The 19,595-nt window shown below is 36.6% G+C and carries 13 protein-coding genes and 1 tRNA gene; 6 read left to right on the top strand and 8 right to left on the bottom strand.

The window, feature by feature from the left end:
• Positions 1–8: 8 nt before the first annotated feature.
• The 5 genes from mgtE to serS all read right to left on the bottom strand — a co-directional run bounded on the left by mgtE (position 9) and on the right by serS (position 5,624).
• Positions 9–1,361 carry a magnesium transporter gene (gene mgtE / locus SBO79_RS04205; RefSeq protein ID WP_318642262.1) on the bottom strand — a complete coding sequence of 451 codons (1,353 nt, stop codon included), beginning with the start codon at positions 1,359–1,361 and terminating at the stop codon, positions 9–11.
• Positions 1,351–2,130 (bottom strand): 16S rRNA (adenine(1518)-N(6)/adenine(1519)-N(6))-dimethyltransferase RsmA, encoded by a 780-nt coding sequence (gene rsmA, locus SBO79_RS04200; RefSeq protein WP_318642260.1) that lies wholly within the window; start codon positions 2,128–2,130, stop codon positions 1,351–1,353. Before rsmA ends, mgtE begins: the two co-directional genes overlap by 11 nt.
• Positions 2,131–2,154: 24 nt before the next feature.
• Positions 2,155–2,475: a DUF4286 family protein gene (locus SBO79_RS04195; protein WP_318642258.1), complete on the bottom strand. Its 321-nt coding sequence runs from the start codon at positions 2,473–2,475 to the stop codon at positions 2,155–2,157.
• A gap of 18 nt (positions 2,476–2,493) precedes the next feature.
• Positions 2,494–4,272 (bottom strand): tetratricopeptide repeat protein, encoded by a 1,779-nt coding sequence (locus SBO79_RS04190; RefSeq protein WP_318642256.1) that lies wholly within the window; start codon positions 4,270–4,272, stop codon positions 2,494–2,496.
• 80 nt (positions 4,273–4,352) lie between these two features.
• Positions 4,353–5,624 (bottom strand): serine--tRNA ligase, encoded by a 1,272-nt coding sequence (serS, locus tag SBO79_RS04185; RefSeq protein ID WP_318642254.1) that lies wholly within the window; start codon positions 5,622–5,624, stop codon positions 4,353–4,355.
• A gap of 181 nt (positions 5,625–5,805) precedes the next feature.
• On the opposite strand from serS, the gene SBO79_RS04180 reads away from it, so the two are divergent.
• The 6 genes from SBO79_RS04180 (at position 5,806) to lepA (ending at position 13,964) form a co-directional block, all read left to right on the top strand.
• Complete coding sequence (locus SBO79_RS04180; RefSeq protein ID WP_318642253.1) at positions 5,806–7,725, top strand: M1 family metallopeptidase; 1,920 nt, start codon at positions 5,806–5,808, stop codon at positions 7,723–7,725.
• A gap of 191 nt (positions 7,726–7,916) precedes the next feature.
• Complete coding sequence (rseP, locus tag SBO79_RS04175; RefSeq protein WP_318642251.1) at positions 7,917–9,263, top strand: RIP metalloprotease RseP; 1,347 nt, start codon at positions 7,917–7,919, stop codon at positions 9,261–9,263.
• Positions 9,264–9,347: 84 nt separating this feature from the next.
• Positions 9,348–9,421: transfer RNA gene (locus tag SBO79_RS04170), tRNA-Asn, on the top strand.
• 1,482 nt (positions 9,422–10,903) lie between these two features.
• Positions 10,904–11,185 (top strand): GIY-YIG nuclease family protein, encoded by a 282-nt coding sequence (locus SBO79_RS04165; protein ID WP_318642249.1) that lies wholly within the window; start codon positions 10,904–10,906, stop codon positions 11,183–11,185.
• 186 nt (positions 11,186–11,371) lie between these two features.
• Positions 11,372–11,530, top strand: a complete 159-nt coding sequence (locus tag SBO79_RS04160) for a GIY-YIG nuclease family protein (protein ID WP_318642247.1) — start codon at positions 11,372–11,374, stop codon at positions 11,528–11,530.
• 637 nt (positions 11,531–12,167) lie between these two features.
• Complete coding sequence (gene lepA / locus SBO79_RS04155; protein ID WP_318642245.1) at positions 12,168–13,964, top strand: translation elongation factor 4; 1,797 nt, start codon at positions 12,168–12,170, stop codon at positions 13,962–13,964.
• Between the two features lie 434 nt (positions 13,965–14,398).
• On the opposite strand, the gene SBO79_RS04150 is transcribed toward lepA, so the two are convergent.
• The 3 genes from SBO79_RS04150 to SBO79_RS04140 form a co-directional block, all read right to left on the bottom strand.
• On the bottom strand, positions 14,399–14,818 hold the full coding sequence (locus SBO79_RS04150) for a hypothetical protein (RefSeq protein WP_318642243.1): 420 nt from the start codon (positions 14,816–14,818) through the stop codon (positions 14,399–14,401).
• Between the two features lie 116 nt (positions 14,819–14,934).
• On the bottom strand, positions 14,935–18,585 hold the full coding sequence (locus SBO79_RS04145; protein WP_318642241.1) for an ABC transporter permease/M1 family aminopeptidase: 3,651 nt from the start codon (positions 18,583–18,585) through the stop codon (positions 14,935–14,937).
• Positions 18,586–19,461: an ABC transporter ATP-binding protein gene (locus SBO79_RS04140; RefSeq protein ID WP_318642239.1), complete on the bottom strand. Its 876-nt coding sequence runs from the start codon at positions 19,459–19,461 to the stop codon at positions 18,586–18,588. It lies immediately after the preceding gene.
• Between the last annotated feature and the right edge of the window lie 134 nt (positions 19,462–19,595).

Raw genomic sequence — 19,595 nt, 5'->3', positions numbered from 1 at the left:
AAAAGCTCTTAAAAGTGTAAAATATACTGTGCTATCGAGAAATATATTAAAATTCCGCAGATATCGTTACTTGTTGTAATAAATGGACCGGTGGCTAATGCGGGGTCAATTCCCCATTTTTCTAGTAATAAAGGTACAAAAGTTCCGATCAAGGATGCTATAATAATTACCGAAATCAGCGCTATAGTTACGATTATCCCAACTATCATTTCAACATCGAGCAGGTAATAACTTCCAGCGAAAAGGATAAGTCCAAGGATGACACCGTTGAGTAAACTGAGCGATACTTCCTTAATAAGTCTATGAAAAAGCGACCCACTCAAGGTATTATTGGCAAGACCTTGAACAATAATTGCTGATGACTGAACCCCTACGTTTCCGGCCATTGCGGCGATAAGTGGCGTAAAGAAAAAGAGATGCCCGTGCTCCATCATTGCACCTTCAAAAAGGCCTAAAACTTTTACGCTGACAAATCCTCCGAGGAGCGCTAGCACCAGCCAAGGCAGACGAGCGCGGGTCAGGGTGATAATGCTGTCATCGGCATCTACTTCTTGCGAAATACCGGCAGCAAGTTGGTAATCTTCATCCGCTTCGTCCTTAATAACATCTACGATATCATCAATGGTAATGCGGCCTACAAGGATTCCCATCTCATCGACAACCGGAATTGCCTCAAGATCGTACCGTTGCATAATTCGCGCAACCTCAACATCTTCGGTATCAACTTTGACGTAATTAAGCTTGCGAATGTATAAATCTATAATTGGCTTTCTAGTAGACGTTGTAAGTAAATCCTTGAGAGAGAGACGGCCTTTGAGTCGGCCTTCATCGTCTACAACATAAATAGAATGTACTCTCGAAATGTTTTCTGCTTGAATACGCATTTCTTTGACGCAAGTCAAAACGGTCCAGTTTTCATTAACTTTTACAAGTTCTTTGTGCATCAAACCACCTGCAGAATCTTCGTCATATCGTAAAAGATCTACAATATCTTTGGCGTGCTCCACATCCACAAGCTCAAGGATTACTTCTTCCTTTTTGCTTTGAGACAACTCCGCCATAATATCGGCGGCGTCGTTGGTTTCCATTTCATCAAGTTCTTCGGCAATCTCTTTTGGCGAAAGCCTACTTAGAATATTTTCTCTTAAATCATCTTCAAGCTCAAGAAGAATTCCTGCTGTTGTCTCGCTATCGAGAACTTTAAAAATATACGTTGCTTCATTAAAATCGAGCTCGTCGAGAATTTCGGCGATATCAGTAGGGTGCATATCATCGAGCAAAGTGATCAGTTGACGGTCCTGTTTCCCTTTTATTAGTTCTTCTAATTGATCAATGAGCTCCTTACTGATTTTAAACTCCATCGGCTTGTATTTTTTGTGTTAGTATAATAAATTCCTCTACAGATAACTGCTCTGGACGCAGCGCAAAGATAGGGTCTTCACGGAGAGTATCCGAAAGGTTTAAGGTTTTTAAGCTGTTTCGCATGGTTTTGCGTCGTTGCTGAAAAGCAGTTTTCACTACAGTAAAAAATAACTTTTCAGGACACGGCAATGTATAATCTGCCTTGCGTGTGAGTCTTAAAACTCCGGATTTTACTTTAGGCGGGGGAATAAAAACGTGTTCATCTACGGTAAAAAGATACTGTGCATCATAAAATGCTTGTACTAATACCGACAGAATTCCGTAGGCTTTTGAGCCTTTTTTCTCACAGATTCGTTGGGCAACCTCTTTCTGAAACATCCCTGAAAACTCTGGAATGACATGTCTAAATTCGATTGCTCGAAAAACAATCTGACTTGAAATATTGTATGGAAAGTTTCCAATTATCGCAAAGGGCCGACCGTCAAAAAGCAGATTGACATTGTATTTTAGAAAATCTCCAGTGATAATCTTGTTCTCTAATTGAGGATAATTAGCGCCAAGATATTCCACCGATTCTGTGTCAATCTCGATAACTTCAACGTTTTTTTCTTTCTTGAGCAGATACTTTGTAAGCACACCCATTCCAGGACCAATTTCCAAAACGTCGTTGTAACCGCTACCTACAAGGGTATTTGCAATCTTTTCGGCAACTTCCTCATCTTTTAGGAAGTGTTGTCCTAAATGTTTTTTGGCTTTAACTTTTTCCATATAATTTTTTGTGGGTGAGGCAGTTTATACTGCGAAGTGGTCGGAGATCATCTGCAATTCACTTCTAAAAGAAACTACTTTGTCTCCAAATTTAGCTTCGGTTTGCTTTCTTAATCTATCCGCATGCTTTTCGTAATATTTATCCAAAGTATCACGGCAACTTACATAATACATAACAGCATATGTCACACCGCCCATTTCTTCATCGACCAATACTTTAAGCAAACGTGCTTTAAGAAATTTTCCTGTAGAAATCGAATCACTGATGTGAACATTCTGCATCCATTCTAACCATTCTAAATGTACACTCTCGTCAACATTTGAAGTAATATTGTAAATTATCATAGCTTAATTTTTTAAAAGTTATAAGGTAACATCACCGCGAAGGATTCGGTATTTTTCTCTAGAATCAGTAAAGTAAATACTATCCTGATGATTAAAAAGTATTTTTTCGTAAAAAGCCTTTGCTTCATCAGGCTTATTTAAACTTTTACTGAGTATTTCAGCTGAATAGTACAATGCTTCATCAACATAAATGCTTTCTTCATGCTTGCTAATTATTTCTTGAAAAGCCAGCAATGCCTTGTCGTATTGTCCCAATTCACGATAAATTTCCCCGATTTGCAAATGGGTTACCGCTTCCATCTGATCACCCTTATAATCCAACAATAGCTGTTGAAACACTTGTAGTGCTTCTTGATTTTTATTCTGATATTTCAAATAATCTCCTTTTGCATACTGCTTTAGTGCGACTTGCGTTGAATCAGCAACATTGCTGTCATTTATCAATAGAAAATATTCCAATGCATCATTGGCAATTAATTGAGATACCGCAGTTTTTAGAGTTCCAAACTGTTTTTGGGCCCAATCAAAATCGCCCTTAAAGTAACTTGTTTTCGCAGCTTTAAGACTTGCTTCGTGACCCATGGGATCATTTTTTAAGTCATTTTCTATTTGTGTATAAAATAAAAGAGCTTGATTAAACTTCTGTTGAAGCAAAAAAATATCGGCCATTTCCATCTTAACATCTGCTTGTTCAAACGTATTTAGCGGAAGCTTTAAAGCATTGTCGATAATTTCTTTGGCTCGTGGAATTTCATTCAATTCGAAAGCTAGGAAGTGCGCTTGAAGCAACTGAATTTTTAAAGTATTTCGGCTTACGCCAAATTGATTCAGCACGGCTTGAATTTTCGGTTCAATTTTCTTCTGATCGCCGGCAGTGGCATCGGAAATTTCCATTTCTAAAAGATGCAAGTTTGCTTGAATCAATATTTCTGAATCTGAAGTACTTTCCAAAATAAAATTCAAAATGTTTCGAGAGGTTTCCACATCCTTTTCCTCGATTGAAAGTTGTGCAAGATTTAAAATATTGGACAGACTTTGTGGATTTCTTTTGAAGATTGCTTTTTCCTGAACGAATGCTCTTGCAAATTCCTTTTTCTGAACATAGTACCAACTCAAAAAACCATTCCAAAAAACATCTTGCTCCTTTTGCACCCTTATTAGCAAGGCTTTTCGCAAGCTGTCGCTAAAGGCATCCTGCTGATCCTCTGCCAGGAATCTCGAAAGTTGGTTTTGTATGACTATAATTGACGACTGATTCACCGCCGCTTCATCAAGGAAAGTAGAAATCATTTTGTCCACGTTCCCACTTTGTCCATACAATAAAGCCATTTTATAATTAAAATTGTATTTTGGCTCAATGGCAATTGCTCGTTCGTAGGTGCGTAGGGCATATTCTACAAGAACCTTTTTCTCAAAAGTACCAGCAATGCTATATACCTCATTCGGATTCTTGTCCAAACTCCCTACTGCCTCATCATAATATTTCTTGGCTTTTGAATCTTCCTTTTTCAGTTGATAATTATAACCAATTTCTACAAGTAAAGACGGCTGCTTGTACGTTTTGTAACGATTTAACAACTGTACTTCTGCAAGGTCGTACTGTTCTAGCTGCTGCTGAGTTTCTATGAGTCGCAAAAAATAGAAAGTGTTTGAGGGCTGTTGCTTGGATAGCTCCTCATAGCTAAGTTTCGCCTTTTCAAAATCCCCTTTGTCATAGTAATGCTGTGCTAGCTGCTCACTTTGGGCAAGCACGCCAACAGAATACAGCAAACTCAAAAAGAATAAGATGGCTTTCATTATAAAATTTCGATTTATTTTAGGATCTAAATATACCCAATTCACTCTGCAACAGCATCTCGGCTGCTGCTAATTCTTTGCTAATTTATAATATCAAAACCAGTGTAAGGCCTTAATACTTCTGGAATTACAATCCCATCGGCAGTCTGATAATTCTCAAGAATTCCAGCCAATACTCGCGGCAAAGCTAATGAACTTCCGTTGAGTGTATGTGCTAACTGATTTTTCCCGTCTTTATCTCTAAATCTTAATTTCAAACGATTTGCCTGAAAAGTTTCAAAGTTAGACACTGAGCTAATTTCCAACCAACGATCTTGCGCAGTCGAGAACACCTCAAAATCATAAGTAAGAGCTGCTGTGAAACCCATATCACCACCACAGAGACGTAAAATTCGGTATGGCAATTTCAGTTCGTCCAAAATTCCTTTTACATGTTCCACCATTCCGTCAAGTGCTTTGTAAGAATTGTCCGGATGTTCGACACGAACTATTTCTACTTTATCAAATTGGTGAAGCCTATTCAACCCACGGACGTGCGCTCCATAAGATCCCGCTTCCCTTCGGAAACAAGGCGTGTATGCAGTACATAAAACAGGAAGTTCAGCTTCGGCAATGATCGTATCGCGAAAGATATTTGTCACCGGAACTTCGGCAGTAGGAATTAAATATAAATCATCAATACCAATGTGGTACATCTGTCCTTCTTTATCTGGCAATTGTCCAGTCCCGTAACCAGAAGCTTCGTTTACCACGTGAGGCACTTGCATTTCTTTGTAACCGGCTTCGGTATTTTTGTCTAAAAAGTAGTTGATAAGTGCGCGTTGTAATTTCGCACCTTTCCCCTTATAGACAGGAAATCCTGCTCCAGCAATTTTTGTCCCTAGTTCAAAATCAATGATATCGTATTTCTTTACTAATTCCCAGTGAGGCATTGCGCCTTCATGAAGCTTTGGAATTTCTCCTGCTTCAAAAACAGAAAGATTTTCTTCGGCCGAATTTCCTTCAGGTACAATATCTGCGGGTAAATTTGGAAGAGTATATAATTCTTGTTGTAATTCAGCTGCTACTTCCTCGCTTATTAGCGACAGCTCTTTACTTCTATCACGCAGTTGAACTGTTTTGGCCTTTAATATTTCGGCTTTAGCTTTTTCGCCAGATTTCATCATTGCGCCAATATCTTTGGAAAGCAAATTAGATTCGGCTAGTACAGTATCAAGCTCCACTTGCGTACTTCTACGTTTTTCATCAAGCTCAATAATCCTTGTCACTGTGGCAGTAGCATCGATATGTCTTTTGGCCAAAGCCTTAATTACCTGCTCTTTGTTTTCTCTGATAAACGCGGTCTGTAACATAAGTTCTAAAATTTAAGTAAGATTGCAAATTTAGTCAAATGTTTATAATAAAATTTGCCTTAAGGCGAATGTTATACAGAATAATTTTCGAACAATTATTTCATTAAAATTTAAGATTTATTCGATATTAACTAAGTATAATTGTCATTTATATATATTTGTAATCCAAATAATAAATAAAATGAAAATAAAGTTACTTCTTGCCTGCTTACTACCGATGTTATCATGCCTTGCACAAGTTCCGTACAGAGAAGCTTCAATTGCCGAATCGGAAATGAAATCAAAAAGCAAAATCATGAATATTGTCAGCAATGCCAATACCGCCAATTACGATATGACCTATCAAAAATTAGAATTTACGGTCAACCCATTAGTCTACGCACCTTATATCAGCGGAAAAGTAACATCAACTTTTACTGCTTTATCAAATATGAATACCGTTACTTTTGATTTGGCGAAAGCTTTAAATGTAAGCAGCGTAAAAAGAAATAACCAACCACTTACATACACTCAAAACACCTCAAATGAGCTGGTGATAAACCTCGGTACTGCAGTTGCTGCAGGAACAAGTGCCACTGTCGAAATTATCTATGCAGGAAATGCTCCCCAAGGTCAGGAAGCTTTTACTAGAGATACACATAATGGATCGCCAATAATTTACACACTTTCAGAGCCATTTGGTTCGAGCGATTGGTGGCCATGTAAAGAAGATCTAACCGATAAAATTGATTCAATCGATGTTTATATTACTGCTCCAACACAATTTGTGAGTGTATCAAACGGATTAGAAATTAGCCAAACTATCAATGGCAACAGCAAAACAACGCACTTTAAACATAACTATCCAATACCCGCATATCTAGTTGCAATCGCAGTTACTGATTATGTAATTATAGAGCAAGAAGCCGGCACCTCTCCAAATAATTTTCCAATTATAAATTATATATATCCTGAATCTGTAGATTTTGTAGAAGACCAATTGGAAGTAACACTTCCGATAATGAATTTATTCGAATCACTATTTCAAACATATCCATTCTCTACAGAGAAATATGGTCACGCAGAGTTTGAATTTGGAGGAGGGATGGAACACACAACCGTTTCTTTCATGGGCGGCTTCAGCCGCGGACTTATTGCACATGAATTGGCACATCAGTGGTTTGGCGATAAAGTAACATGTGGTACTTGGCAAGATATCTGGCTTAACGAAGGTTTTGCAGTGTATCTTTCTGGACTTGTTATTGAAGATCAGGATGGAGATTCAGCCTACAGATACTACAAGCAAAACGAAATTGATTATATCACTTATTACCCAGGTGGCGCATTATATTTAACACCTGAAGAAGCGCAAAATTCTGATAGAATATTTAGCAGTCGCTTAACTTATGCCAAAGGTGGGATGGTAGTAAATATGTTGCGATTAAAGCTAGGACAGGAAGCTTTTCTTCTTGGTGTAAATAATTATCTTAATGATCCAGCAATCGCATATAAGACTGCAGTAACTGCTCAGCTACAAGCACATCTAGAAACTGCAAGCGGAATGGACCTTAGCGAATTTTTTAATGACTGGGTTTACAATCAAGGATATCCAAGCTATACCGTTTCGGCCTATAACGATGTCCTGGGAAAAGTAAAGGTTAGAATCAACCAAACCCAATCGCATCCATCCGTCAACTTTTTCGAAATGCCTGTACCAGTACGTCTAAAAGGAAATAATGGGCAACAATTAGATGTTGTTTTAGACAACACTTTTAATGGAGAATATTTTATTGTTGATTGCCCTTTTACACTTACAAATATTGAATTCGACCCAAATCGCGATATTATTTCTGCTGACAATTCGGCAACTTTGGATGTCCAAAAGTTTAATGAAATTACAGGAGTAAAATTATACCCAAATCCTGCAGCAAATATTTTGTATTCGTCCCTTGAAAATAATGCGGAAATTCAAAAAGCAACTTTTAGAAATGCGCTCGGACAAGTTGTAATGCGAAGCACGAATGAGAATAGTTGGAATATTTCTGCACTTGCTTCGGGAGTTCATTTTATTACAATTGAAACTACTCAAGGTACTGCAACTTTAAAATTTGTAAAACAATAATAGCAGCTTAAAAAAATAGTATTTATAAAACTGCGTCTGAGAAATTATTTCGGCGCAGTTTTTTTTTACTATTATTTTAAGGACAAATCATTTAAAACATTAACAAGCTTTTATACACGCAGACTTTCTTAAATCACAAAATTCAAACATAAAACCTTACTTTTGTGCGTTAAAACTTCGAAAAAATCTTTATGGAAATACTTATTAAATTAGCTCAGTTTCTGCTGAGTTTATCGTTACTGATTGTACTTCACGAACTTGGCCATTTTATTCCTGCTAAATTATTCAAGACTAGAGTCGAAAAGTTCTACTTATTTTTTGATGTGAAATTTTCTTTAATCAAGAAGAAAATCGGAGATACAGAATATGGTATTGGGTGGTTACCACTCGGAGGTTACGTCAAAATCGCCGGAATGATTGACGAAAGTATGGACAAAGAGCAGATGGCTTTACCTCCACAACCATGGGAATTTAGATCAAAACCAGCTTGGCAACGACTTATCATTATGCTGGGTGGTGTTACCGTAAACTTCGTATTGGCATTTATCATTTACATTGCGATGGCGTTTGTATACGGTGATTTATATATCGCAAACAAAGATTTAAATGACGGAGTATGGATTACAAATCCGGTGGTCGAGAAAATGGGCTTGCATACCGGAGATAAAATCATATCTGTTGATGGGACAGAAGTCAATCAATTTCACCAATTGAATGAAAAGATTATAATGGGAAGAGAAATCGTCGTTGACCGTCAAGGCGAGCAAAAAACCATTGTAATGCCTATTAACTTTATCGATCAGTTAATGCAAGGCAAAAAAGTTTCGGTTGTAGAGCTTCGAGTTCCATTTATCATCAATGGACTTTTAGAAAATTCTCCAAATTCAAATGCATTAAAACTTGGCGACCAAATATTATCTATAAATGGAGTTGCAACACCCTATGTAGACCAAGTTATGACTCAAATCAAAACAGTTAAAGGGCAAACCGTTCCGGCAGTTGTAAAACGAGATAACAAGTCGACTGAAATCAATTTGACAATCAATCAGGAAGGCTTGCTTGGCGCAATCTATATACCGAGAATGAAATATGCCGATTTAGAAAAACAAGGATTATACAAAGTAAACCGTGCTGAATTCGGAATCTTAGAATCTATTCCTTTCGGAATAGAAAAAGGAAAGAATCAACTCTTCGGATATGGAAAACAACTCAAAATGATTGCTAATCCAGAGACCGGAGCTTATAAAGGTGTTGGAGGATTTAAAGCGATTTACGACATTTTCCCTCCCGTTTGGAACTGGGAAATCTTTTGGACCATCACCGCTTTGCTATCAATAATGCTTGGAGTTATGAACTTATTGCCAATTCCAGCACTTGATGGAGGTCATGTAATGTTTTTATTATACGAAATAATTACCCGCAGAAAACCGAGTGATAAATTCATGGAATATGCGCAATTAGCAGGGTTTCTGTTACTTATAACTTTGGTTTTGTTGGCCAATGGTAATGACGTTTACAAGGCAATTATAGGCAACTAAAATTTTTTTAAAATTTCTTCATTTTTTATTTGGAGAAACTAAAAAGTATCCTATCTTTGCACCGCTTTCAAAGGCAATCAGCCTTCCTCCTTAGCTCAGTTGGTTAGAGCATCTGACTGTTAATCAGAGGGTCCTTGGTTCGAGCCCAAGAGGGGGAGCACAGAAAAAGTCCGATAGAAATATCGGACTTTTTTGTTTTTAAAAATTAGTGGGATTTTTCGCAAGAAGAATTTGAAATTCCAAATATTTTATAGTTAATCAGAGCCCCGATAGTGATCGGGATTGGTTCGAACCCATTGCCTGTTCCGATGACTATCGGAAAGGGGGAGCACAGAAGAAGTCCGATAGAAATATCGGACTTTTTTGTTTTTAAGAATTAGTGGGATTTTTCGTAAGAAGAATTCGAAAATATAAATATAATTTAGTTAATCAGAGCCCCGATAGTGATCGGGATTGGTTCGAACCCATTGCCTGTTCCGATCACTATCGGAAAGGGGGAGCACAGAAAAAGTCCGATAGAAATATCGGACTTTTTTGTTTTTAAGAATTAGTGGGATTTTTCGTAAGAAGAATTCGAAAATATAAATATAATTTAGTTAATCAGAGCCCCGATAGTGATCGGGATTGGTTCGAACCCATTGCCTGTTCCGATCACTATCGGAAAGGGGGAGCACAGAAAAAGTCCGATAGAAATATCGGACTTTTTTGTTTTTAAGAATTAGTGGGATTTTTCGTAAGAAGAATTCGAAATTCCAAATATAATATAGTTAATCAGAGCCCCGATAGTGATCGGGATTGATTCGAGCCCATTGCTTGTTCCGATCACTATCGGAAAGGGGGAGCACAAAAGGAGTCCGATAGAAATATCGGACTTTTTTGTTTTTAAGAATTAGTGGGATTTTTCGTAAGAAATATTTATAAGTCTAATATAAAATAGTTAATCAGAGCCCCGATAGTGATCGGGATTGGTTCGAACGCATTGCCTGTTCCGATCACTATTGGAAAGGGGGAGCACAGAAGAAGTCCGATAGAAATATCGGACTTTTTTGTTTTTAAAAATTAGTGGGATTTTTCGTAAGAAGAATTTGAAATTCCAAATATTTTATAGTTAATCAGAGCCCCGATAGTGATCGGGATTGATTCGAACCCATTGCCTGTTCCGATCATTATCGGAAAGGGGGAGCACAGAAAAAGTTCGATAGAAATATCGGACTTTTTTGTTTTTAAGAATTAGTGGGATTTTTCGTAAGAAGAATTCGAAAATATAAATATAATATAGTTAATCAGAGCCCCGATAGTGATCGGGATTGATTCGAGCCCATTGCTTGTTCCGATCACTATCGGAAAGGGGGAGCACAGAAGAAGTCCGATAGAAATATCGGACTTTTTTGTTTTTAAGAATTAGTGGGATTTTTCGTAAGAAGAATTCGAAATTCCAAATATATTATAGTTAATCAGAGCCCCGATAGTGATCGGGATTGGTTCGAACTAATTGCCTGTTCCGATGACTATCGGAAAGGGGGAGCACAAAAGAAGTCCGATAGAAATATCGGACTTTTTTGTTTCTAAGTATTAGTAAAAATTTTTCTTGAGAAATTTTAAAAAAACCACTCTATCTTTCCACTATTAATTCTTGCAATATGGATTGTGTTTACATACTTCATTCACTTCATTTAGATAGGTTCAATGTTGGCTATTCTTCTGATTTGAATTCTCGATTAGAATATCACAAAAAATCAGCTTCCGATAAATTCACCGCTAAAGCAAATGACTGGATTGTTTTTCTAATTATTGATTGCGTAAGTAAAGAGCAAGGTTTACAAATTGAAAGACACATTAAGAATATGAAAAGCAAAATATACATACAGAATCTTTTAAAATACCCCGAGATGATTTTAAAATTAAAGGAAAAATATGGTTAATCAGAGCCCCGATAGTGATCGGGATTGATTCGAACTAATTGCCTGTTCCGATGACTATCGGAAAGGGGGAGCACAGAAGAAGTCCGATAGAAATATCGGACTTTTTTGTTTTTAAAAATTAACAAAAATTTCTGTTGAGAAATATTAAAAAAACCTCCCTATCTTTCCATTATTAATACTTGCGATATGGATTGTGTTTACATACTTCATTCACTTCATTTAGATAGGTTCTATGTTGGCTATTCTTCTGATTTGTATTCCCGCTTAGAATATCATAAAAAATCAGCTTCCGATAAATTCACCGCTAAAGCTAATGACTGGAATATTTTTCTAATTATTGCGTAAGTAAAGAGCAAGGTTTAAAAATTGAAAGGCACATTAAGAATATGAAAAGTAAATTTTACATACACAATCTTTTAAAATACCCCCGAGTTGATTTTAAAATTAAAGGAAAAATATAGTTAATCAGATTAGTAAATCTAATTTACCCGCACTCAATCAAAAAGCTTCACTCTAATAATTGTATGTCTCTAAGTGAATAATTCACCAATTTTCGTCGAAAAATCTTCAATCATCTATATCAAAATTGGTATCGATATTTCATCCCATCTGCTCATTGGACGTTAAAGCAATCTCGACGCAGCAAGTAGGTTAAAGCAAGTTTATATACAGTGTTCATCGCTTTAAATTCTTAAACTAAATTTATATTAAAACAAACTTCCCATAATTGAAATTCAGCGTTTAAAGTTAACGGCGAAAAAACTATCTTTGCGGATTATTTAAATTACCTTTAATTGAATGTTACTTTGCGTTTGCGTGAAGGATTGCAGCGGAAATCCTTTCTTGTAGCTTTGCGGAGCACAAGCTACAAGAAAGATTGGGAGTGGAAAGCCTGACCTGTTGCTACACTAATGTTCAAATTTAAGGAAGGTCGTTGTGCAACAGGGCACGCCCAAATAAAAAAAATTGATATCAAAAGTAGATGAAACATATAAGAAATTTTTGCATTATTGCGCATATTGACCACGGAAAAAGCACGCTTGCTGACCGATTGCTTGGGGCAACTCAAACGGTGACGGCGCGACAAGAAAAGGCGCAATTGCTAGATAGTATGGACCTTGAGCGTGAAAGAGGAATTACCATAAAAAGTCACGCGATACAGATGGAATATACCTATCAAGGACAGGAATATATCCTGAATTTGATTGACACTCCTGGACACGTAGATTTTTCTTACGAGGTTTCGCGATCAATTGCCGCTTGTGAAGGTGCACTTTTGATTGTTGATGCTGCACAAAGTATTCAGGCGCAAACGATTTCGAACCTTTATTTGGCATTGGAAAATGATCTTGAGATTATTCCGATTTTGAATAAGGTAGATTTGCCAAGTGCGAATCCTGAAGAAGTAAGCGACGATATTGTGGACCTTTTGGGTTGTAATATCAATGAAATCATTCACGCTTCGGGGAAAACAGGACTTGGAGTAGAAGAAATTTTAGCGGCAATTATTGAAAGAATTCCCCCGCCAAAAGGAAATAAAGATGAGCCGTTACAAGCTTTAATTTTTGACTCTGTATACAATCCTTTTCGAGGAATTGAAGTTATTTTCCGAGTGAAAAATGGGGAAATTAAGAAAGGTCAGAAAATTAAATTTATGGCCACTGGAAATGAATATTTCGCTGACGAAATTGGAACTTTAAAGTTAAATCAAGTTCCGAAAAGTGTGATTTCTGCTGGTGATGTTGGCTATTTAATATCTGGAATTAAGGAGGCTCGTGAAGTAAAAGTAGGTGATACGCTTACCGATGCGAAAACGCCAACTACCAATATGATTACTGGTTTTGAGGACGTAAAACCGATGGTATTTGCGGGAATTTATCCCGTAGATACGGAGGATTACGAGGAGCTTCGAAATTCTATGGAGAAACTTCAGCTGAATGATGCTTCGCTGGTATTTTTGCCAGAAAGTTCGGCAGCTCTGGGATTTGGTTTCCGTTGTGGATTCTTGGGAATGCTGCACATGGAGATTATTCAGGAGCGTCTTGAGCGTGAATTTAATATGACTGTAATTACTACGGTTCCCAACGTTTCGTACTTAGCTTATACTAAGAAAGATCCAGAAGTGGGAATGGTAGTAAATAATCCTTCTGACTTGCCTGAGCCTTCAAGACTTGATCATGTTGAAGAGCCTTACATTAAAGCGACGATCATTACAAAAGCAGATTTTGTAGGAAACGTAATGTCTTTATGTATCGAAAAACGTGGAGTAATTACAAATCAGACTTACTTAACAACTGAGCGTGTTGAATTGACTTTTGATATGCCTCTTGCAGAAATTGTATTTGACTTTTACGATAGATTGAAAACGGTTTCTAAAGGGTATGCATCTTTTGATTATACTCCAATCGGAATGCGTACTTCGAATCTGGTAAAAGTTGATATTTTGTTGAATGCTACAATTGTAGATGCACTTTCGTCTTTGATTCACGTTGATAATGCGCATCAAATTGGTAAAAAGATGTGCGAGAAATTGAAAGAATTGATTCCGCGTCAGCAGTTTGATATTCCGATTCAGGCAGCAATTGGTGTGAAAGTAATTGCTAGAGAGACGATCAAAGCACTTCGTAAGGACGTTACGGCAAAATGTTACGGTGGTGATATTTCGCGTAAGCGTAAGTTGCTTGAAAAGCAGAAAAAAGGTAAAAAGAGAATGCGTCAGGTAGGAAACGTAGAGATTCCGCAAGAAGCATTTATGGCGGTTTTGAAGTTGAATGACTAGAAATATCGTTTTATAAATATAGGAAAGCCCCAAAATTAATTTTTTGGGGCTTTTTTTGTGTATTAATTAAAAGTTGCATTTGAGGGATTGTCAAAAATTACAAAGGTTACGCCCGAGGATATGATTAAATGACGGAGTAAGTTCGCGATAATATGTTATGAGAAGCTTATGGGAAATGTGCGACCCCGATGGGGTCGAAGAAGAAACGCGCATTGATTTCTATAAACATGTGATCCCTACGGGATCAGAAAGGAATTATTAATGAGCAACGTAAATTAAGACATTTCAGAAATTATTATTTTGATTGTGGGCACGGAATACAAATTCGCGCTATCGACGTTTTAAAGTACGGCTTGACATCTGCGATAGCGGTTTTTGTGAAATGTCGAAGGAATTCTGCGACATCGACAATAATAATTTATAATCGTAAGTATTTACTTTAATACTTGCTCGTACGAATATCCATCTAATTTCGAAATATTATTGTCAATTTTCTTAAAACTTATTTTTTCTATAAAATGGCTTTTCTCATAGAAAACTAGAGCTGTCACTCTGTAATTTGTTTGGCTATAATCATCGATTACGGTACTTTTAGTTTCGGTACTTAATATTTCAAATGATTCAATATTTTCAAAATCTTTGAATTTTTCATTAAATGATTCAGATAGTTCTTTCTTGGATATTGAGGTATCTAAATATTTATAGATGTTCAGAGTATCTAATTTGATCAGATCTTTATAAAGAACACTTGTAATTTCTTTCGCAATTTTTACATCATTTTCTGAGTTGTTGGTTGTAATAGTTTGTTGGCATGAGATCGCAACTAGATATACTAATAATAAATATTTTTTCATGTTTTGAATTTTACTTAAGTCTCAATCATCAGTATATAAACTGTAATTACTTAAATTATAAAAAAACCTCGAAATTTTAATTTCGAGGCTTATTGTTTTTAATAGGATTTACGGTTCTACAATCTACGTCTATTATCTCCAGAATTGGCATCAATCAACTTATTATAAGGATCAATTCCAACTTCGGTTGGTTTCTTGTCCACGATAATAATGTATCGATTATCGATTTTTGTAACCTTACGCTTTTCTAAATAGAGCTGCTCTTCGTTGGTACTTGAACCTGCATTTGATTCAGAGAAAACTCCGATTTCGATGTAATCTGCCAGCGGAATAGATCTGACATCTTCATTACCACTGCGCGTTTTTGTATAAATGGTTTTTCCATTTCCATTATCGTAAATACGCTTTCCTTTCTCGTCCGAGCGGTATTTACTGCTCTCGGTGTCAATAGTCACTTTGAATTTACCATTAGGCAATTCTTCAACTTTCGCATCTTTAATACGGTTTTCGTAGAGTGTTATAGTTTCAAACATATCTGGAATTAGATACTTTAACGAATCTGGAGTGGCAGCATTCAGATACTTTACAAACTCAATAGAATTGGTATAAGGTGGTTGCTGATAAGCGACGTCGGCAATATACTTGCTCAAAGCGGCATTCATATTCTTCTCGCCAATATAATCGCTAAGCGCATAAAGAACTAGAGAACCTTTGTTATAATGAATATACTGCTGGTTTTCGTTGTACATTAACGGCTTCTCTTTTTTGCCCTCAACACTTCTGCCCATTAAGTAGGAATCCAAAGCATCCTTAAGGAATTTTCGCATCTGTCCTTTTCCATACTCCTTTTGCAAAACCATCAGCGAACTATATTCGGACAAACTCTCAGACAGCAAGGTCGCTCCCTGTACGTTAGCACCAATTACTTGATGTGCCCACCATTGATGCGCCATCTCATGTGCGGTGACCGCAAATGGGTAATCTACAGCATCGTCGTTCTCTTCGTCTACATTGGCAATAAATCCTATCCCTTCAGAAAATGGAATTGTATTGGCAAATGCCTGCGCAAAACTTCCGGCAGTACGAGGAAACTCGATAATTCTAATTTGATCATGCTGGTACGGACTAAAATTTGTCGTGTAATAATCCAATGATTTCTTTAGTGAGCTAATCATTCGATCCACATTATACAAATGCTTTTGATCGTAATAGATTTCGATCGCAACACCTTTGTAAGTATCAGTCTTTACTTGATAGTCGGCCGATTGATAAGCATAGAAATTTAGCATTTGACCTTTCATTTTATAATGAAAATAATCTCGACCGTCTTTTTCCCATCGCTTCACAAGATTTCCAGGTGCGATGGCAATTTGACCTTTTTCTGTGCTGACCGTAGTTTCAAAATCTAGCCAATCGGCGTCGCCAGAGATATAATTATTTTGACGCGCCTTTAGATCATCAGTTGCTGCCATTCGTTCTTTGTCCCCAAGTCCGTACTTTTTACGAACATCATTGTCAGTTAGCTCTTGCTGATCTGAATATCCAATCGAAGGAAAATGTGCATTATTAATAAATGTTCCGTTGGCAAGCACTGGCGAATTATCAGTGAAAATAGTATTCTTTTTATTTTTTAACTTGAAATTCATAATTAGCGAATCTCCAGCGGCTAATGGTGTGTCGAATTTGTAAATACTAAATCTAAATAGAGTATCGTTTGAAACTAATTTGGCAGCTTTATCAAATGTAATCGCTGTTTCGTAATCTTGATAGCTTACAAATAGCGAATCGATTGCTTCTGCAGTTTTATTCTTTAAGACAAATGTTCCATTGACTGCAAGGTTTCTCTCTTTGGGAAAAATGTCCATATCAATTTTGATATTCACAATTCGGGGTTGCGCATAATTTTCGTATTGTTTATACTTTTTTTCATATTCGGCACGCTGTTTTTCTACATCTTTACTGCTAAAGAAAGTGTTGACAACATTGTCCTGATAATAAAAGGTAAATCCTAATCCTACGAAAGCTATTAAAACGATTGCCATCGGAATATATACAGACGGCTTAAACCTGCTTTTAAAGTTTGACCAATTGTCTGCTGAATTTCCGCCGACTCCGCGTTTCCATAATAAAAGCGATAGGCCGTACAAAAATAATCCAAAAAGTAACCAATAAAATTTGTACAAAAAATACAGTGGAAGTGACGAGCCAAATCCGTTCATATCTGAATAACTGTATCGTGTATCCGAATTAAAAATAAAGATTTTCTGCTCTACTCCTATCATTGGTAAAAACTGAATCGCGATTGAAAGCAACAGCAACACAAAGAATCCTAGCAAATAATTTTTGAACAATGTATGTACAAACAGTGCCAATAAAGCCCATATTACGAAGTTGATAAATTTTAATGCATACAACTCATAAAAGTACAGGCCAAGTTCAAAATTATAATATTCGTGGTGGGCTTGAATTGCCACACCTGCAATTACAATTAGCAATAGCAGACATAGCTGCATTTTTAGTAGCGCGATAAACTTTGATAGAAGCAGCACCCAATTTGGGATTGGCGTTACATCTACCAAATGTTTCATTCGAGCCAAATCTGCGCGATGAATCAACATTCCTGCAAATAAGAAAGTTAGAATATTGATGAAGAAACTAAAGAAAGTACCCGGTAAAGTTAACATTTGCCACGTGACTGGGTATGTACTTGTGCCAAATATTTCTCCTGCGGTGGCCGACATTAAGATCAGTACCAAAAGTCCGACGAATGAAATAGTTATAAATGTCCAATTGCGTACAATATAACTAAAGTCGTACCTCGAGAGGCTAAAGGTCGTTTTAATATTTTGCCAGGTAGAATAATCATAGTTTACTTTTGGCAAAACTATGCGAACAATTCCACCGAAATTATTCTTGATTAGACGTTCTTTTTTCTTAGTTCGGCTAATGATAATACCAGTTTGACTGAACGAAAACAAAGTGTAAACCAGCATAAAAACCGCGATTGATATCCCTAGCCACAGCAGTCTATTATAGATAATGACACCTTCAAATGGCAACATATTTACATTTTGCTCCGCAATAGTCCAATATTTAGTGTAATATTCTGCAGCTTCCTCGCCAAAAGGTTCCCAAAGTGCTACTTGATATCTATTATCAATATTGCTTGTAAAACTTGACACAACGACCTTAAGTAGTATTAAAACGATTACCCCAATAAACCCCACGGATATATTTCGCGTAAGCGTGACTAACGCAAAAACTATCACTCCAAAGAAGAATAGATTTGGAATGACGTATATCGCATAAATTTGGACATAGGCCATTATATCAAAGGGAGCCACAACGGCTTGATTGGCAAGTGGCAAGACCGAGGCCACAATAATTCCGAGGACTATAGAAAGAGTAATAATAATTACAACGAGCAATGAACTTAAAAATTTTCCTGCGATGTAGTCCATTTTACTAAATGGATACGAAAACAAAATTGTATGCATATTGTAGCGGAAATCTCGGTAAATCGAAGATCCGATTACTATTGGCAGTAGAAAATAGATTAAATAATTGAGTCCATTGATAAAGCTATTTAGTGCAACTGGCGAATTTGCGTAGGCATTTGAACTTCCAGAAGCAGTTATACTATCGAAAAAACCAAAAATAACTGCGGCAAATAGGAATGAAATTGCAAAAAACAATGCAAAATAAATATAGAGAGACGGATTTTTAAACCATCTTTTTAGTTCGAAAGAAAATATGGTTTTAAACATCTATGAATCGGATTTTAGTGCCACAAAATAAACATCTTCGAGTTGCGGATCGGCATTAATAAAAGTTTCATCTGGTGCGGTTACACTATGCACTTTGATATTAAGCGTGTTATCCTGATTGTATTTTGATGAGATTACATTAAAATCGTGCTCATACTTTTCCAGGTGATCACGAGGAATCATTTTTGTCCAAATCTGACCATTTAATTGTGATTCTGCTTGCTCGGGAGTTCCTTGAAGTAGAATTTTTCCACCGTTTAAAATTGCCATTTCGTTGCAAAGATCTTTCACATCATCTACAATGTGTGTCGAAAATATTACGGTGTGGTTTGTACCAATTTCTCTAAGAACGTTTAAGAAACGATGTCTCTCGGCAGGATCAAGTCCGGCAGTTGGTTCATCAACAATAATTAATTTTGGGTCATTTAGCAACAGCTGTGCAATTCCGAAACGTTGTTTCATCCCGCCCGAATAGCCGCTTACTGCTTTTCCGCGTTGATCGTAAAGATTGGTTACTTCTAAAACTTTTTTGATTAAATCTTTTCGTTCTGATGAAGACGAAATTCCTTTTAATCGAGCAAAATACTGCAAAAGATCTTCGGCAGACATATTTGGATATACTCCAAATTCTTGTGGTAAATAGCCCAAAACTTTTCGCAATGCAGTACTGTTATTAAGAACATCGATGCCTTCAAAAGTAATGGTTCCGCTATCAGGTTTTTGCAAAGTTGCAATTGTACGCATTAGTGAAGATTTTCCAGCTCCATTTGGCCCTAAGAGTCCAAACATTCCAGATCCGATTTCGAGATTTAAATTATCAAGGGCTTTAGTGCCGTTCTTGTAGATTTTGGTGAGGTTTTGTATGCTTAACTTCATATAATTAAAGTGTTTAAAGAGAATCGTTTTGATATAGGTACACAAGGTACAAAGTTTGTTACAAATAAATTAACAATTAATTTGGAAATGATCCTTTACTAATCCATGAGTGTCGTAGCAACAATACTTTGTAC

The organism is Flavobacterium ardleyense (assembly GCF_033547075.1).
In the GTDB taxonomy this organism is placed as follows: domain Bacteria; phylum Bacteroidota; class Bacteroidia; order Flavobacteriales; family Flavobacteriaceae; genus Flavobacterium; species Flavobacterium ardleyense_A.
Note: the sequence above shows the minus strand (reverse complement) of the source record. Positions and strands in the feature narration are given on the sequence as shown.

Coding starts and splice junctions, on each gene's coding strand:
- mgtE (WP_318642262.1), bottom strand. CDS start 1,361: ATGGAGTTTAAAATCAGTAAGGAGCTCATTGATCAATTAGAAGAACTA.
- rsmA (WP_318642260.1), bottom strand. CDS start 2,130: ATGGAAAAAGTTAAAGCCAAAAAACATTTAGGACAACACTTCCTAAAA.
- SBO79_RS04195 (WP_318642258.1), bottom strand. CDS start 2,475: ATGATAATTTACAATATTACTTCAAATGTTGACGAGAGTGTACATTTA.
- SBO79_RS04190 (WP_318642256.1), bottom strand. CDS start 4,272: ATGAAAGCCATCTTATTCTTTTTGAGTTTGCTGTATTCTGTTGGCGTG.
- serS (WP_318642254.1), bottom strand. CDS start 5,624: ATGTTACAGACCGCGTTTATCAGAGAAAACAAAGAGCAGGTAATTAAG.
- SBO79_RS04180 (WP_318642253.1), top strand. CDS start 5,806: ATGAAAATAAAGTTACTTCTTGCCTGCTTACTACCGATGTTATCATGC.
- rseP (WP_318642251.1), top strand. CDS start 7,917: ATGGAAATACTTATTAAATTAGCTCAGTTTCTGCTGAGTTTATCGTTA.
- SBO79_RS04165 (WP_318642249.1), top strand. CDS start 10,904: ATGGATTGTGTTTACATACTTCATTCACTTCATTTAGATAGGTTCAAT.
- SBO79_RS04160 (WP_318642247.1), top strand. CDS start 11,372: ATGGATTGTGTTTACATACTTCATTCACTTCATTTAGATAGGTTCTAT.
- lepA (WP_318642245.1), top strand. CDS start 12,168: ATGAAACATATAAGAAATTTTTGCATTATTGCGCATATTGACCACGGA.
- SBO79_RS04150 (WP_318642243.1), bottom strand. CDS start 14,818: ATGAAAAAATATTTATTATTAGTATATCTAGTTGCGATCTCATGCCAA.
- SBO79_RS04145 (WP_318642241.1), bottom strand. CDS start 18,585: ATGTTTAAAACCATATTTTCTTTCGAACTAAAAAGATGGTTTAAAAAT.
- SBO79_RS04140 (WP_318642239.1), bottom strand. CDS start 19,461: ATGAAGTTAAGCATACAAAACCTCACCAAAATCTACAAGAACGGCACT.